General features: G+C 66.9%; 15 protein-coding genes and 1 tRNA gene. 2 read left to right on the forward strand and 14 right to left on the reverse strand.

All coding sequences use genetic code 11. The annotated features are described in order from the left end of the window. Positions 1-360: 360 nt before the first annotated feature. The 6 genes from LG380_RS06260 to lexA form a co-directional block, all read right to left on the reverse strand. Positions 361-453: transfer RNA gene (locus tag LG380_RS06260), tRNA-Ser, on the reverse strand. A 74-nt stretch (positions 454-527) separates the two neighbouring features. Beyond that, a complete protein-coding gene (gene csrA / locus LG380_RS06265) occupies positions 528-728 on the reverse strand; it encodes a carbon storage regulator CsrA (RefSeq protein WP_225764055.1) in 201 nt (66 codons plus the stop codon). Between the two features lie 151 nt (positions 729-879). Further along, positions 880-3,534 carry an alanine--tRNA ligase gene (alaS, locus tag LG380_RS06270; RefSeq protein ID WP_225764056.1) on the reverse strand — a complete coding sequence of 885 codons (2,655 nt, stop codon included), beginning with the start codon at positions 3,532-3,534 and terminating at the stop codon, positions 880-882. Between the two features lie 103 nt (positions 3,535-3,637). Continuing rightward, positions 3,638-4,129, reverse strand: a complete 492-nt coding sequence (recX, locus tag LG380_RS06275; RefSeq protein WP_225764057.1) for a recombination regulator RecX — start codon at positions 4,127-4,129, stop codon at positions 3,638-3,640. A 116-nt stretch (positions 4,130-4,245) separates the two neighbouring features. Then, positions 4,246-5,274, reverse strand: coding sequence for a recombinase RecA (recA, locus tag LG380_RS06280; RefSeq protein WP_225766470.1), 1,029 nt, complete (start codon positions 5,272-5,274; stop codon positions 4,246-4,248). Positions 5,275-5,448: 174 nt separating this feature from the next. After that, positions 5,449-6,090, reverse strand: a complete 642-nt coding sequence (gene lexA, locus LG380_RS06285) for a transcriptional repressor LexA (protein ID WP_225764058.1) — start codon at positions 6,088-6,090, stop codon at positions 5,449-5,451. 105 nt (positions 6,091-6,195) lie between these two features. Here lexA and LG380_RS06290 point away from each other — a divergent pair, with 105 nt between their 5' ends. Both LG380_RS06290 and LG380_RS06295 read left to right on the forward strand, forming a co-directional pair. Continuing rightward, the gene (locus LG380_RS06290; RefSeq protein ID WP_225764059.1) at positions 6,196-6,768 is read left to right on the forward strand and encodes a hypothetical protein; all 573 of its coding nucleotides are present in this window, start codon (positions 6,196-6,198) and stop codon (positions 6,766-6,768) included. After that, the gene (locus LG380_RS06295) at positions 6,768-6,998 is read left to right on the forward strand and encodes a helix-turn-helix transcriptional regulator (protein WP_225764060.1); all 231 of its coding nucleotides are present in this window, start codon (positions 6,768-6,770) and stop codon (positions 6,996-6,998) included. The genes LG380_RS06290 and LG380_RS06295 overlap by 1 nt, the downstream gene beginning before the upstream one ends. 19 nt (positions 6,999-7,017) lie before the next feature. On the opposite strand, the gene ubiB is transcribed toward LG380_RS06295, so the two are convergent. The 8 genes from ubiB to ftsH all read right to left on the reverse strand — a co-directional run bounded on the left by ubiB (position 7,018) and on the right by ftsH (position 15,215). Beyond that, on the reverse strand, positions 7,018-8,697 hold the full coding sequence (gene ubiB, locus LG380_RS06300; protein WP_225764061.1) for a 2-polyprenylphenol 6-hydroxylase: 1,680 nt from the start codon (positions 8,695-8,697) through the stop codon (positions 7,018-7,020). 34 nt (positions 8,698-8,731) lie between these two features. Next, entirely contained in the window at positions 8,732-9,226 is a 495-nt protein-coding gene (locus LG380_RS06305; protein ID WP_225764062.1) for a CinA family protein, read from the reverse strand. 133 nt (positions 9,227-9,359) lie between these two features. Further along, on the reverse strand, positions 9,360-10,670 hold the full coding sequence (gene hflX / locus LG380_RS06310; RefSeq protein WP_225764063.1) for a ribosome rescue GTPase HflX: 1,311 nt from the start codon (positions 10,668-10,670) through the stop codon (positions 9,360-9,362). Positions 10,671-10,687: 17 nt separating this feature from the next. Beyond that, positions 10,688-10,960 carry an RNA chaperone Hfq gene (gene hfq / locus LG380_RS06315; protein ID WP_225764064.1) on the reverse strand — a complete coding sequence of 91 codons (273 nt, stop codon included), beginning with the start codon at positions 10,958-10,960 and terminating at the stop codon, positions 10,688-10,690. Positions 10,961-11,066: 106 nt separating this feature from the next. Next, positions 11,067-12,020 carry a tRNA (adenosine(37)-N6)-dimethylallyltransferase MiaA gene (gene miaA / locus LG380_RS06320; RefSeq protein WP_225764065.1) on the reverse strand — a complete coding sequence of 318 codons (954 nt, stop codon included), beginning with the start codon at positions 12,018-12,020 and terminating at the stop codon, positions 11,067-11,069. Continuing rightward, complete coding sequence (folP, locus tag LG380_RS06325; protein WP_225764066.1) at positions 12,020-12,916, reverse strand: dihydropteroate synthase; 897 nt, start codon at positions 12,914-12,916, stop codon at positions 12,020-12,022. The genes miaA and folP overlap by 1 nt, the downstream gene beginning before the upstream one ends. Before the next feature lie 72 nt (positions 12,917-12,988). Continuing rightward, the gene (locus LG380_RS06330; protein ID WP_225764067.1) at positions 12,989-13,174 is read right to left on the reverse strand and encodes a hypothetical protein; all 186 of its coding nucleotides are present in this window, start codon (positions 13,172-13,174) and stop codon (positions 12,989-12,991) included. 97 nt (positions 13,175-13,271) lie between these two features. After that, positions 13,272-15,215 carry an ATP-dependent zinc metalloprotease FtsH gene (gene ftsH / locus LG380_RS06335; RefSeq protein WP_225764068.1) on the reverse strand — a complete coding sequence of 648 codons (1,944 nt, stop codon included), beginning with the start codon at positions 15,213-15,215 and terminating at the stop codon, positions 13,272-13,274. Between the last annotated feature and the right edge of the window lie 5 nt (positions 15,216-15,220).

A 15,220-nucleotide genomic window follows, 5' to 3' on the forward strand; every position in this document is an offset into this window, starting at 1 on the left:
CTGCGGCTGCGGCTGACCAAGACCTTCCCACGGCAAGAGGAGCCAACCGCACGGACGGCGCCCTCACTGCGACTGACAGGCTCGCCAGGGAGACGCGTACAGCCCGCAGAGCCGGTAGACAGAGGGCCCGAGCAGCGCCGCGCGCAATCCACCAGTACGAGCGTGGCACGCACCCAGCGAAGCTGGATAGAAATCAGCAAACATCCCGGACATGCATGGCCGACGATGCTAGTGCGGCCCACCACACAGCGAATCCGTCGCCGCGCCTGCCTTACGAAGACGGAAAAGAAATCAACACTGCAAAGTTTGAAGACATAAAAAAAGTCCGCGGATCATTCGATCTGCGGACTCTTTCGTAACTGGCGGAGTGAGAGGGATTCGAACCCTCGATAGAGCTTTTGACCCTATACTCCCTTAGCAGGGGAGCCCCTTCGGCCTCTCGGGCATCACTCCGGGTATTGGTGCCTGTCGTTGGTGCTCGTGACAGGCCGCGAAGAATACCGGTTAATGGGGCCTCACGTAAACCCTTATTCGGAAGTTTCTTCCGAAGAAGCGGCAGACTCATCTCCGCGCTGGATGCGCTGGAAGATTTCCTCGCGATGCACCGCCACATCCTTCGGCGCAGTGATGCCGATACGCACCTGGTTTCCCTTGACGCCGAGCACGGTCACGCTGACCGAGTCGCCAATCATCAGGGTTTCGCCAACGCGGCGAGTCAGGATCAACATTTTTGTAAATCTCCATGGAGCCGGGGGACTTCCCACCGGAATCGGCGCGCTTCAATGCGCCACGCGACAAAGGGAAAAGATTGGTCATCATAGCGACAGCCGTCGATCCCCTTCAAGGATCGGCGGCTACCGCGTTCAGGACAGGTGGAGCTTACGCCAGTTGCGGTGCAACCCACGCCACGACGCCCTGCAGGGCTGAGGCAAGGGCGGGCCCGTCCTCACCACCACCCTGGGCGAGGTCCGGGCGGCCGCCGCCCTTGCCTCCGATCTGACTGGCGACGTGGGACAGCAGTTCCCCGGCCTTGACCTTGCCCATTGCGCTGCCGTTCACGCCGGCCACGAGAGCGGCCTTGCCGTCGTGGGTACCGGCCAGGAGGATGACCGCATTGCCCAGCTGCTGCTTCAGGCGATCCATGGCCTCGCGCAGGGCCTTGGCGTCAAAGCCTTCCAGACGGACCGCCAGCACCTTGATGCCGGCCACGTCCACGGCCTGGCTGCCCAGGTCAGCAGTGGCGCCGGCGGCCTGCTTGGCCTTGAGTTGCTCGAGCTCGCGCTCCAGCTGCCTGGTACGGGCCGCCAACGAGCGGACCTTGTCCACGATCTCGGCGGACTGACCACCGACGATGGCAGCGACCTCCTGCAGGCGTGCCTCCTCTGCCGCGATCACGTCGAGCGCGCCCTGCCCGGTCACGGCCTCGATACGGCGCACGCCGGCCGAAACGCCACCTTCGCTGGTGATCTTGAACACGCCGATGTCGCCGGTGCGGCTGACATGGGTGCCACCACAAAGCTCGGTGGAATAGCCACCCATTTTCAGCACGCGCACGCGCTCGCCGTACTTCTCGCCGAACAGTGCCATGGCACCGAAGTCCAGCGCCTCCTGCATGCCCATGTGGTGCACTTCGGCGGCGTGGTTGGCGCGGATCTGCTCGTTGACCTTGCGCTCGATAATCGCCAGCTCTTCGGCCGTGATCGGCTGGAAGTGCGAGAAGTCAAAACGCAGGCGGTCCGGTGCCACCAGCGAGCCCTTCTGCTGCACGTGCGTGCCGAGCACCTCGCGCAGGGCGGCGTGCAGCAGGTGGGTCGCCGAGTGGTTGAGGATGGTCGCACTACGGCGGGCCACATCGATCTGGCCGGACAGGCTGTCGCCCAGCTTCAGCGCGCCCTGCTCCAGGGTCCCTACATGGCCGTGGAACTGGCCGGCGAACTTCTGGGTGTCGCTGACGGCAAAACGCACGCCTTCGCCAGTCAGCTCGCCGGTGTCACCGACCTGGCCGCCGGATTCGGCGTAGAACGGGGTGGCGGCAGTGAACACGATGGCCGAATCACCGGCCGAGATTGCATCAACCGGACGGCCATCCTTGAGGATGGCGACAACGGCCAGGGCATCGCCATTGTGGGATTCGTAGCCCAGGAACTGGGTCGGCTGCAGCTGGGCGACCAACTCGGCCGGGAGGCTAACGCCGCCGCCGAACTTGCCGGCCGCACGTGCGGTCTCACGCTGGTGCTCCATGGCCGCTTCGAAACCGGCCATGTCCACGGTCAGGCCGCGCTCGCGGGCGATGTCTGCGGTCAGGTCGACCGGAAACCCGTAGGTGTCATACAGGCGGAAGGCATCCGCGCCCGGGATCGTGGTCGCACCGGCCAGGCCGCCGACGATCTCGTCGAAGATCTTCATGCCGGCATCCAGGGTCTCGGCGAAACGCTCTTCCTCGGCCTGCAGGGCTTTTTCGACGGTGGCCTGCGCAGCCGCGAGTTCCGGATAGGCCTCGCCCATCAGCGCGACCAGGGTGGGTACCAACTTGTGGAAGAAACCACCACGCACGCCCAGCATCCAGCCGTGGCGCAGGGCGCGGCGGATGATGCGGCGCAGGACGTAGCCACGGCCTTCATTGGACGGCAGCACGCCATCGACGATCAGGAACGAGCAGGCGCGGATGTGGTCGGCGATCACGCGCAGCGACTTGTTCTCCAGGTCGGCGGTGCCGGTCAGCTCGCCAGCCTTGGCGATCAGCGTCTGGAACAGGTCGATCTCGTAGTTGGTGTGCACGTGCTGCAGGATCGCGGCCAGGCGCTCCAGACCCATGCCGGTGTCCACGCACGGTGCCGGCAGCGGCTGCAGGGTGCCGTCGGGTTGGCGATCGAACTGCATGAACACCAGGTTCCAGATCTCGATGTAGCGGTCACCATCCTCGTCCGGCGAGCCCGGGGGGCCGCCGGCGATGTGCTCGCCATGATCAAAGAAGATTTCGGTGCACGGGCCGCACGGGCCGGTATCGGCCATCTGCCAGAAGTTGTCCGACGCGTACGGGGCGCCCTTGTTGTCGCCAATGCGCACGATGCGCTCTTCCGGCACGCCGACCATGTCGCGCCACAGCGCATAGGCCTCGTCGTCGGTGTGGTAGACGGTGACCAGCAGGCGCTCGGCCGGCAGTTTCCAGACCCGGGTCAGCAGCTCCCAGGCCCAGGCAATGGCGTCCTTCTTGAAGTAGTCGCCGAACGACCAGTTGCCCAGCATCTCGAAGAAGGTGTGGTGGCGGGCGGTATAGCCCACCGAATCCAGATCGTTGTGCTTGCCGCCGGCGCGCAGGCAGCGCTGGACGTCGGCCGCGCGCACGTAGCTGCGCTTTTCCGCACCCAGGAACACATCCTTGAACTGCACCATGCCCGAGTTGGTGAACAGCAGGGTCGGGTCGTTGCCCGGGACCAGCGGCGCCGACGGCACGATGGTGTGGCCCTTGTTCCGGAAGAACTCGAGGAAATCGCTACGGATCTGGGAGGTGGTGATCTTGGCTGGAGTATTCATGGGGGGTGCTGGCAGTGAGCGGGCCGACCGCGGCGATCGACGCTGGCCATGGGCCGGCGTGACGGGGCTGTCGAAACCACCAAGATTATCAGGCCAGGCCCGCTCAGTCCTCAGGATCGTAGCGGGTGGCAGCGCGGATGCTGTCCCCGTCAAAGCCACGCCGCATCAGCAGCTCGGCAGCCTTGCGCCGCTGGGCCAGATCGGCTGGGCCCTGCTCGCGGAACCTGCGCTGCACCAGGTCCCGGGCATTCTCGGCCCAGTCCCCATCAAATGTGGCCATGGCAGCGGCGACCTGTTCGCTGTCCAGGCCGTGGGTGCCCAGTTCGGCACGGATATGCAGCGGACCATAGCCACTGCCAGCGCGGGAGCGGACCAGGAATTCTGCAAAGCGCCCGTCGTCCTGCCAACCGTCCTCGCGCAGCCGGTCAACCGCGGCGCTGGCTTCCTCGCGATCGACGCCCTTGGCTTGCAGCTTGCGCGTGAGTTCCTTGCGCGAGTGCTCGCGCCGGACCAGCAGGCCCAGCGCCCGCTGCAGCGGAGTCTGCTCGCGGACACGTCGCTTGCGTGCGGGGGGAGGCGACGCTGGATCGTTCATGGGTTCGGTTCGACCTTCGGAGATCGCGCCTTCCCTGGCGCCGGCCCTCCTGGCGTAAGGAAAACCCGCGGGGAAGCGGACGTCACTGACGGCGCCCCCTCCCCCGCAGGGAAAACTCACTCGGCGTCGTCGACTTCCTCGCGCGCCAGTTCAGCAGGCTGGAACTTCTCGCGCAGTTCGGCCTCGAGCTTGGCCGCCACCTGCGGGTTGTCGCGCAGGTAGCCGCGGGCGTTGTCCTTGCCCTGGCCAATGCGCTCGTCGCCGTAGCTGTACCAGGCACCGGCCTTGTCCACGAGCTTGGCATCCACGCCCATGTCGATCAGTTCGCCCTCGCGGCTGATGCCCTCGCCGTACAGGATCTCGGTGACGACCTGCTTGAACGGGGGGGCCAGCTTGTTCTTGACCACCTTGATCTTGGTCTGGTTGCCGATGATCTCGTCGCCCTTCTTGATCGCGCCGATGCGGCGGATGTCCAGGCGCACCGAGGCGTAGAACTTCAGCGCGTTGCCGCCAGTGGTGGTCTCCGGGCTCTGGCCCGGCATCATCACACCGATCTTGTGGCGCAGCTGGTTGATGAAGATCACCAGGGTGTTGGAGCGCTTGATGTTGCCGGTCAGCTTGCGCAGGGCCTGGCTCATCAGGCGGGCCTGCAGGCCCGGCAGCTGGTCACCCATCTCGCCTTCGATTTCGGCCTTGGGGGTCAGCGCGGCGACCGAGTCGACGACCAGGATGTCGACCGAGCCCGAGCGCACCAGCATGTCGGCGATTTCCAAGGCCTGTTCACCGGTATCGGGCTGGGACAGCAGCAGGTCGTCCACGTTCACGCCCAGCTTGGCGGCGTAGATCGGGTCCAGCGCGTGCTCGGCGTCGATGAAGGCCGCGGTACCGCCCATCTTCTGGCACTGCGCGATGGCCTGCAGGGTCAGGGTGGTCTTGCCCGAGGATTCCGGGCCGTAGATCTCGACCACGCGGCCCTTGGGCAGGCCGCCGATGCCCAGGGCGATGTCCAGCATCAGCGAGCCCGTCGGGATGGCCTCCACCGGCTCGACCACGCGGTCGCCCATGCGCATGACCGATCCCTTGCCGAACTGCTTTTCGATCTGGCTCAGAGCCGCGGAAAGGGCGCGCTTCTTGTTCTCGTCCATCGTGGTGGTCCTTGAAGAGGTCATTCGGGTATGGGGTTCACTTTATGGAGGACGCATCGCACAGGCTGAGACAGCAGGCGACAGCGGGAAAATATTTTGCGTGGCCGCGGCACAACAGCAGGGAAACCGCGCCGGCCAGGTCGGGGAAGCCCCCGCTGCGGCCCGCGCAAAGCCCTAGCGGTTGGGCCGCAGAAGCCCGCAGTACAGGCCCTCGATGGCGAAGTCCTGGTCGGGCAGCACCTCGATCGGGGCGTAGTCGGGATTGCGCGGCAACAGGCGGATGCGGTCCTTGCCGATCTTCAGCAGCTTGACCGTGATCTCGTCATCAATGCGCGCCACCACGATCTGGCCCGAGCGCGCATCGCGGGTACGGTGCACGCCGATCAGGTCGCCGTCGAAGATGCCTTCGTCGATCATCGAGTCTCCCTGCACCTTCAGCAGGTAATCCGGCGCCGGCGAGAAGAACACTCGGTCCAGCACGACGAAGTCGTCCGAGCCGATGTCCGCACCGATTGGCAGGCCAGCGGCCACGCGGCCCAGCACGGGCAGACGCAACACCTCCCTGTCGCCGGTGGCGGCAGAAGCCAGCCCGGCGTTCGTTGTGGGCTGGGCGACGATGCGGATGTTCCGCGCCTGGCCGGGCACGCGGCGGATTGCTCCAGCCTGCTCCAGTGCCTCGAGGTGGTACTGCGCCGCACGCACGCCCTTGAAGCCGAAGGCGCGCGCGATCTCGGTCTGCGACGGCGGGATGCCATCACGTTCGATGCGCTCGGCAATCATGGCGAGGATCGCCTGCTGGGTGTCGGTCAGGTTCATGGTTAGCAGTAATACTACTAACAGGGGCGGCGCGCAAGCGGACTTGATTAGAAGCTAAATTTATTTATTTTTTACATAAATTAATTTCTGCTGGCTTCCAGGCACATGGCGGAGAACCTGATGGATACGCGGCACCTGATCGGACAGCGTCATATCAAAGCGGGTGCTCAACGCCTGCGCCGGCTCGCGGTAGCTGGGCAAATTCTCCTGCTGGGGGCTGCGTGCTGGGTGGTCCATATGCTGTACTCGATCCAGCAACCTGCTGCTGGCATGGATCTTTGGACTTTCCTTGGCCATGCCTACGTGCACGGGGAGTTCGCGACAGCCAATCTGCACGGCGTACTGAAGCTAGTGGCATGGGTGGGAATGCTGGAATGCCTGCGGCGGCTGGGCTGCAGCCTGTCCCTGCCCTCGCCGCTGGGGGAACGTACTGCGCGCGCCCTTGGCCGGCTCGGCTGGGCGGTCATGGCGATGGCACTGGTGTACTCGCTGACAAGCTACGTCACCACCTCATGCTGGATTGACGGTTCCGCGCTGGGGAGCCGGCCCGACACCCACCTCGGCTTCACTGCCGGGCCGCTGTACTTCGCCGTGCTGGCGCTGATCGGCATCAACCTCCTGCAGCGTATCGTGCGCCACGCGGTGGAGCTGAAGGCCGACAACGAGGGTTTCGTCTGATGCCCATCGTCGTCAATCTCGACGTGATGCTGGCCCGGCGCAAGATGAAGTCGAAGGACCTGGCCGACGCGATCGGCATCAGCGAGACCAACCTGTCCCTGCTCAAGCAGGGGCACGTCAAGGGCGTGCGCTTTGCCACCCTGGAGGCGATCTGCCGGGTGCTGGAATGCCAACCCGGCGACCTGCTGGAATACCGGCCGGAACCGGGCAAGTCACCTTCCAGCGACTGACCAGCCCTTCCCTCGTGGATCAATCCGAACGCCCGCTGCGCAGGATCGAGACCAGTATCCAGATGCCGCACAGGGCAGCGCCGATGAAACCGGCCACCCCCATCGCCAGCAGCCAGCGGCTGGCACTGCCGCCGACGCTGTTCATCACGATCGACGAGCCAACGATCAGTGCGGCGGTGATCACACCCACGGTCAGCCGGTTGGCGGCGCGGTTGACCTGGTCGCCAAAGCCCTTGAGCGCCGGCGTCTCGACCTTGACCTGCATGCGGCCGCGGCGCGCGGCCTGGATCAGCCGGCGCAGGTCGCGCGGCATGTCCCCGACCAGATCCAGCGCGCCGAGCAGGCTGCGCCGTCCGCGGCGAAGCACCGCCGACGGCGCGTAACGCCGGCGCATCGTGCGCTCCAGGTAGGGGCGCGCTTCGCTGGCCATGTCGAAGTCCGGGTCCAGCTGCCGGCCCATGCCTTCCAGGGTCAGGAAGGTCTTGATCATCAGCGCCAGGTCCGACGGCAGGGTCAGCCCGTACTGGCGCAGTATCTGGGTGACGTCGCCCAGCATCAGGCCCATGCGCAGGTCCTTCAGCGGGACGCCGCGGTACTGGTCCACGAAGCTGCCGATGTCCTGCTGCAGTCGCTCTTCTTCCACTTCGATGCCGCCGGCCCACTCCAGCAGCACGTCGGTGACCAGTTCCGGATCCTGCGACACCAGGCCATACAGGAGCTGGGCGACCTGGAAGCGGCGCTGGTCGGACAGCCGCCCGACCATGCCGAAATCGATCACGGCGATGCGGCCGTCACGCATGTAGAAGATGTTTCCCGGGTGCGGGTCGGCGTGGAAGAAGCCGTCGTCGAGCACCATCTTCAGCACGATGCCGGCACCGGTGCGGGCCAGTGCGGCGCGATCCAGGCCAGCCGCATCCACCGCAGCCAGGTCGCGGCCGGGAATGCCCTGGATGAAGTCCTGCACGTTGAGGCTTTCGCAGGTCCACTGCCAGTGGACACGCGGGATCACGATGCCGTCATGGCCGCGGAAGTTGCCGGCTATGCGCTCGGCGTTGCGGCACTCGGCGGCGAAATCCAGCTCGCGGCGCAGCGACATGGTGAACTGCTGCACCACTTCGGATGGACGATAGCGGCGCAGGTCCGGCAGCCGCGTCTCGATGATCTCGGCCAGCCGGGCCAGCAGTCGCAGGTCGGCCTCGATGACGTCACGGATGCCCGGGCGGCGTACCTTGAGCACCACCGGGGTGCCGTCGTGCAGCCACGCGCGGTGCGCCTGGGCCAGCGAGGCGGCCGCCATCGGCACGTATTCCAGGCGGGCGAAGGCCTGTTCCGGCGGCTCGCCGAGGTCGGCTTCCAGCTGCGGGCGCACTGCCTCCCACGGCACCGCCGGCACCGCATTCTGCAGTTCGCTGAACTCGACGATCCAGTCCGGCGGGAACAGGTCCACGCGCGTGGCCAGTACCTGGCCGAGCTTGACGAAGGTGGGCCCCAGCTCCTCCATCGCCCGGCGCACGCGCAGCGGCGCGGACATCTGCAGCATCTGCTGCGGGTCGTTCCAGTGCAGCAGGCGGCCGGCACGCTGCAGCATGTCGGCCATGCCGACGCGGCGCACGATGTCGCCGAAGCCGTAGCGGATCAGGACCGAGGCGATTTCCTGCAGTCGCCCCAGGTCGCGGACGGTGCCCAGCGCCTCCCACATCAGCGCGTCCCTCCGCTTGTATGCGGTCGCAGGCTCACAGCAGATCCTCCAGTCCTTCCAGGGCGCGGGCCACGGTCTGTCGGCGTACCGCGTCGCGATCACCGGCAAAATGGAACAGCTCGGCGCGGGTGTAACCACCGCGTCGCTTCCAGCCGATCCATACCGTGCCGACCGGCTTGTCGGCGCTGCCGCCACCGGGACCGGCGATGCCGGTGACCGCCACCGCCACGCTGGCGCCGGAGTTCACCAGCGCCCCAGCGACCATTTCGATCACCGTCTCGCGGCTGACCGCGCCGAGCGTTTCCAGCGTCTGCGGATGTACGCCCAACAGGGCCTGCTTGGCCTCGTAGCTGTAGGCGACCATGCCGCAATCGAACCAGTCGGACGATCCGGCGATGCCCGTCAGCTCCTTGGCGATCCAGCCGCCGGTGCAGCTTTCGGCGGTGACCACGCGGTCGCGAGCGGCCAGCAGGCGGGAGCCCAGGCGTTCGGCCAGTTGCTGCAGTTCGGTGTCGGTGGGAATGGTCATGGGCGTCCACGCGGCAAGGCGCTTCGTTGTAGCGCAAAGCGTGGCAATTGTCTTTGCGCCGGGCCGGCAACTTGGGTTCGAACACGACGGGCGCGCAAAAAACAAAAGCCCCGCCGAAGCGGGGCCTTGGGTATCACCACTCCGGATCCGGCGTGGGCAGCATCGGGCGTATCCACTCTCCATCAGGACTGCCGGCCAGCTTCTCGGCCTCGCCGATGGGAATATCCACGTCCAGCAACCAGCCTTCCTCATCGCTGCGTTCGCTGCGCACCACTTCCAACTGGTGCAGGCGCGCGCGTAGGCGGCCGGCGCTGGGCGGCAGGCGCAGCTCGCCGGTGACGTGCTGCAGGCCCAGGCGCTTGCCCAGCACCGACTGCAGCAGGTCCAGGCCACGGCCATCCCGGGCCGAGATCCAGACCCGCTCGCGACGGGCATGGTCGGGGATGCCGTCCTGCGCGTCGTGGCGCACCTCCGCGCCGTCGATGCGGTCGATCTTGTTGAACACCAGCAACTGCGGCAGGTCGCCGGCACCGACCGCGGTCAACACCTCGTCGACCTGCGCGATGCGCTCCTCGCGGTGCGGATCGGCGGCGTCGACCAGATGCAGCAGCAGGTCGGCCTCGCGTGCCTCGGAAAGCGTGGAGCGGAACGCGGCGACCAGTTCGTGCGGCAGGTCGCGGACGAAACCCACGGTATCGGCCAGCACCACGCTGCCGCCGGGCAGCGCGATGCGGCGCACGGTCGGATCCAGCGTGGCGAACAGCTGGTCGGCCGCGTAAGCATCGGCCCCGGTCAGGGCGTTGAACAGGGTGGACTTGCCGGCATTGGTGTAGCCCACCAGGGCAACGCGCGGCAGCTCGCTGCGCACGCGGGCGCGACGCATCTGGGTTCGCTGCACCTCGACTTTTTCCAGCCGCTTCTGCAACTGCTCCACCCGCTTCTGCAGCAGGCGGCGGTCGGTTTCCAGCTGGGTCTCACCCGGGCCACGCAGGCCGATGGCACCACCGCGCTGGCGCTCCAGGTGGGTCCAGCCCCGCACCAGGCGGGTAGCCAGGTGGCGCAGCTGGGCCAGCTCGACCTGCAGCTTGCCTTCGTGGCTGCGCGCACGCTGGGCGAAGATGTCCAGGATCAGCCCGGTGCGGTCGATGACGCGACGCTCCAGGAAACGTTCCAGGTTGCGTTCCTGGCCCGGGGTCAGTGCGTGGTTGACCAGCACCAGGTCGGCACCGGAGGCATCGGCGGCAGCCTTGACCTCGTCGAGCTTGCCGCTGCCGATGAAGGTGGACGGGTTGGGACGATCAATGCGGGCGGTGACGGTCGCGGCGATGCTCGCCCCGGCCGACCGTGCCAGGTCGGTGAACTCCTCCAGCACGTCCTCTTCCAGGCGGCCGGCATGCGGCTGGATCAGCAACGCATGCTCGCCCTTCTTGGAGCGGTCAAACACCCGCGGTTACTCCGTTGTCAGGCACCGTCGTCATCCGCATCGGCACCCTCGCCCGGCTGGACGTAGCCGCCGCCCGGCCCCACGCGCACGTTGCGCGCCGGCACCACGGTGGAGATGGCGTGCTTGTAGACCATCTGGCTGACGGTGTTGCGCAGCAGGACGACGAACTGGTCGAAAGACTCGATCGTTCCCTGCAGCTTGATTCCATTGACCAGGTAAACCGATACCGGCACGCGCTCGCGACGCAGTGCATTCAGGAACGGATCCTGCAGAGATTGCCCCTTGGACATCTATGACTCCTCGTTATTGTTCTTATGGGACCGGTACTGCCCCAGCCTTCCCCAAGGCTGACCGGTATGCCCGATGTTACACGTGGCACGGCCACCATACATTGCTTCAATGGTCGACAAAGGCCGCCACCGCATCGAGCAGGCGCGCCCGTTCGCTTGCCGGGTCGAACCAGCGGGCATCGAGCTCGCCGCGCAGCCAGGTCAGCTGCCGCTTGGCCAGCTGGCGGGTGGCGAAGATGGCCCGGTCACGGAATTCGGCCGCGCCGCCCTCCCCGTCCAGGTACTGCCAGGCCTGGCGGTAGCCCACTGCACGGATCGCCGGCAGGTCCAGCGGCGCGGGGGCCGCCATCAGTTCCGGCAGGGCGCGCAGGCGCCGCACCTCATCGAGGAAACCCTGGGCCACCATCTGGTCGAAGCGCAGCTCGATGCGCAGGTGCAGCACCGCGCGGTCGGCAGGTGACAGCACCAGCTTGAGCACACGCAGCGGCGGCCGCTGCGCGCCGTGCGCGGCCTGCCACGCGCTGATCGGCTTGCCGGTCAGGCGGAAAACCTCCAGCGCCCGCTGGATGCGTTGCGGGTCGGTGGCATGGATGCGGGCGGCCGCCTTCGGGTCGACCTGCGTCAGCTGCGCATGCATGGCAGGCCAGCCTGCCCGTTCGGCTTCGGCGCTGATTTCCGCACGCAGCTGCGGATCCGCCTCGGGCATCGGCGACAGCCCTTCCAGCAGGGCACGGAAGTACAGTCCGGTGCCGCCGGCCAGGATCGGCATGCGCCCGCGGGCGACGATGTCATCCAGCGCCCGGCGCGCATCGTTGGCGAACTCGGCGGCCGAATAGCTCTCCCACGGATCGCGCAGGTCCAGCAGATGGTGCGGTGCGCGGGCGCGTTCGGCCGCATCCGGCTTGGCCGCACCGATATCCAGGCCACGATAGAGCAGCGCCGAGTCAACGCTGATGATCTCCCCGCCCAGTCGTTCGGCCAGTTCCAGGGCAGTGGCGGTCTTGCCCGAGGCGGTCGGCCCCATCAGGGCGATCGCCAGCGGGCGGGTATCGACGCCCATCAGTCCTCGTCCGGCCAGCGTGGCATTGCGGCGGCGGCCTTGCGCGCCGCCGGCACCGCGGCCACCGCCTCCCACACCTTCAGGGCATCGGCGGTGGCGGCCACGTCATGCACGCGCAACAGCCTGGCGCCGTTCTGCGCCGCCAGCAGGTGCGCCGCCACCGAGCCATGGATGCGCAGCCCGGGCACATCGCGCCCGGTGAGCTCCCCAATGCTGCGCTTGCGCGACAGGCCGGCCAGCATCGGCAGGCCCAGTTCCAGGAAATGGGCCGAGCGCGCCAGCAGGGTCATGTTGTGTTCCGTGGTCTTGCCAAAGCCGTAGCCCGGGTCGATGACCAGGTTCTTTTTCGCCACGCCGGCCATTTCCGCCGCAAAGATGCGCTCGGCGAGGAAGCGGTGGACCTCGGCGACCACATCGTCGTATTGCGGCGCCTGCTGCATCGTGCCCGGCTCGCCAAGCATGTGCATCAGTACCACCGGCACGCCCAGTTCCGCCGCCGCATCCAGCGCACCGGGCTGCCGCAGGGCGTAAATGTCATTGATCATGCCAGCGCCGGCAGCCACGGCCGCGCGCATCACGTCCGGCTTGAAGGTGTCCACGCTGATCGGCACCCCGGTCTCGCGGACCAGGCGCTCGATCACCGGGACAACACGGCGCAGCTCCTCCTCCACCGGTACCGGCTCGGCGCCTGGCCGGGTGGATTCGCCACCGATGTCCAGCACCTCGGCGCCCTCGGCCACCAGCTGCAGCGCATGGGCAACGGCAGCTTCGACGGTCGCGTGGCGGCCACCATCGGAGAACGAATCGGGCGTGACATTGACGATGCCCATGATGCGCGGGCGGTCCAGCCGCAGGATGCGGCCGGCGCAGTCCAGTTGGGGCGAGGTATCGAACATGGGGTTCCCGGGGAATGCGGAAGCGGCCGCCAGTTTACGGCCGGCCGCGGGGCGGTGAATCGCCCGAAAGGCTTAGCGCGGGCGGCGCTTGCGCTCCACGTACAGCGTCCTGGCCACGCTGAGCACGACGCCCAGGGCGATGCCGACACCGGCACCGAGCAGCAGGTTGTCCTGGTACAGGCCGACGGACGCACCGACCACGGTAGCGATCACCATTTCGGCGGTGTGGGAAACGGGCTGCGGCGGGGGCGTGGACATGGCGGCTCCGGAAAATGCGTCGATTGCCGGACACCGGTCCGACGGGGATAGGAAAAGCAGAAGGCCGGGTTTCCCCGGCCTTCGTGCTCATGCTGGTTCAGTGCTGTTCGGCTGGACCGGCGATGGGCGGCAAGGGACGCGGGTCACCGCCCTTGTCGTTCGGGCCACCATCCTTGCCCGGCTTGCTCCAGCCAGCCGGCGGCGGCGGCTCGCGCCCTTCCATGATCGCGTCGATCTGCGGCACGTCGATGGTCTCGTACTCGAGCAGCAGCTTGGACATGGCATGCAGCTTGTCCAGGTTGGCGGTCAGCAGCTCGGTGGTACGGGCGTAGGCCTTGTCCAGGATCTCGCGCACGACCTCGTCGATCTTGCGCGCGGTGTCGTCGGACACACTCTTGTGCTGGGTGACCGAACGACCCAGGAACACCTCGTCGTCCTCCTCGCCATAGGCGATCGGGCCGAGCTGCTCGGACAGGCCCCACTTGGTGACCATGTTGCGGGCCATCTTGGTGGCGCGCTCGATGTCGTTGGAAGCACCGGTGGTGACCTTGTCGGCACCGAAGATCAGCTCCTCGGCCACGCGACCGCCGTACAGCGAGCACAGCTGGGACTCGATGGCCACACGGTTCATCGAATACTTGTCGCCCTCGGGCAGGTACATGGTCACGCCCAGCGCACGACCGCGTGGGATGATCGTGACCTTGTAGACCGGGTCGTGCTCGGGCACCAAGCGGCCAACGATGGCGTGGCCGGCCTCGTGGTAGGCGGTGAGCGTCTTCTCGTCTTCGCTCATTGCCATGGAGCGGCGCTCGGCTCCCATCAGGATCTTGTCGCGGGCACGGTCGAAGTGGTCCATGCGGACTTCCTTCTCGTTGCCGCGCGCGGCGAACAGGGCGGCCTCGTTGCAGAGGTTGGCCAGGTCCGCACCGGAGAAGCCCGGGGTACCACGCGCGATCACCAGCGGCTCGACATCGTCGGCCAGCGGCAGCTTGCGCATGTGCACCTTGAGGATCTGCTCGCGGCCCTTGACGTCCGGCAGGCCCACCACGACCTGGCGGTCGAAGCGGCCCGGACGCAGCAGCGCCGGGTCCAGCACGTCCGGACGGTTGGTGGCGGCGATGACGATCACGCCCTCGCCTCCCTCGAAGCCGTCCATTTCAACCAGCAGCTGGTTCAGGGTCTGCTCGCGCTCGTCGTGACCGCCGCCCAGACCGGCGCCACGATGGCGGCCGACGGCGTCGATCTCGTCGATGAAGATGATGCACGGTGCGTGCTTCTTGGCCTGCTCGAACATGTCGCGCACGCGGCTGGCGCCAACGCCGACGAACATCTCTACGAAGTCCGAACCGGAGATCGAGAAGAACGGCACCTTGGCTTCGCCGGCAATGGCCTTGGCCAGCAGCGTCTTGCCGGTACCCGGCGGGCCCACCATCAGCACGCCGCGCGGAATCTTGCCGCCGAGCTTGGTGAACTTGGTCGGATCACGCAGGAAGTCGACCAGCTCGCCGACCTCTTCCTTGGCCTCGTCGCAGCCGGCAACGTCGGCAAAAGTCACCTTGATCTGGTCTTCGCCCTGCAGCTTGGCGCGCGACTTGCCGAAGGACATCGCGCCCTTCGCGCCGCCACCGCCGCCCTGCATCTGGCGCATCATGAAGATCCAGAAGCCGATCAGCAGCGCGATAGGCAGCAGGTTCAGGACGATGCCCCAGAACGTCGGGCCGGTACGCGGCTCCTCGCGGAACACCTCGATGTTCTTGCTGATCAGCTGGTCGACCAGCTTCTGGTCGGTCGGGCCGAATACCCGCCCCTCGCTGCCGTCGGCGCGCTTGTACCGGATCGAGTTGGCGGTCAGCGTGCCCTCGTCGGTGAACGTCACCGAGCGGATCCGCCCGGCGTCGACGTCCTGCACGAAGCGGGTGTAGCTGGCGCTCTCGCTGGTGCCGGCCGTGGTCGCGCCGCGCGGCGAAAAGCTCTGGAACACCACCATCAGCACGACGGCGACGACCACCCAAAGCAGCAGATTCTTGGTCAAGTCGTTCATCCTCA

Origin of the sequence: Stenotrophomonas sp. Marseille-Q4652, assembly GCF_916618915.1 — a bacterium.
GTDB lineage: Bacteria > Pseudomonadota > Gammaproteobacteria > Xanthomonadales > Xanthomonadaceae > Stenotrophomonas.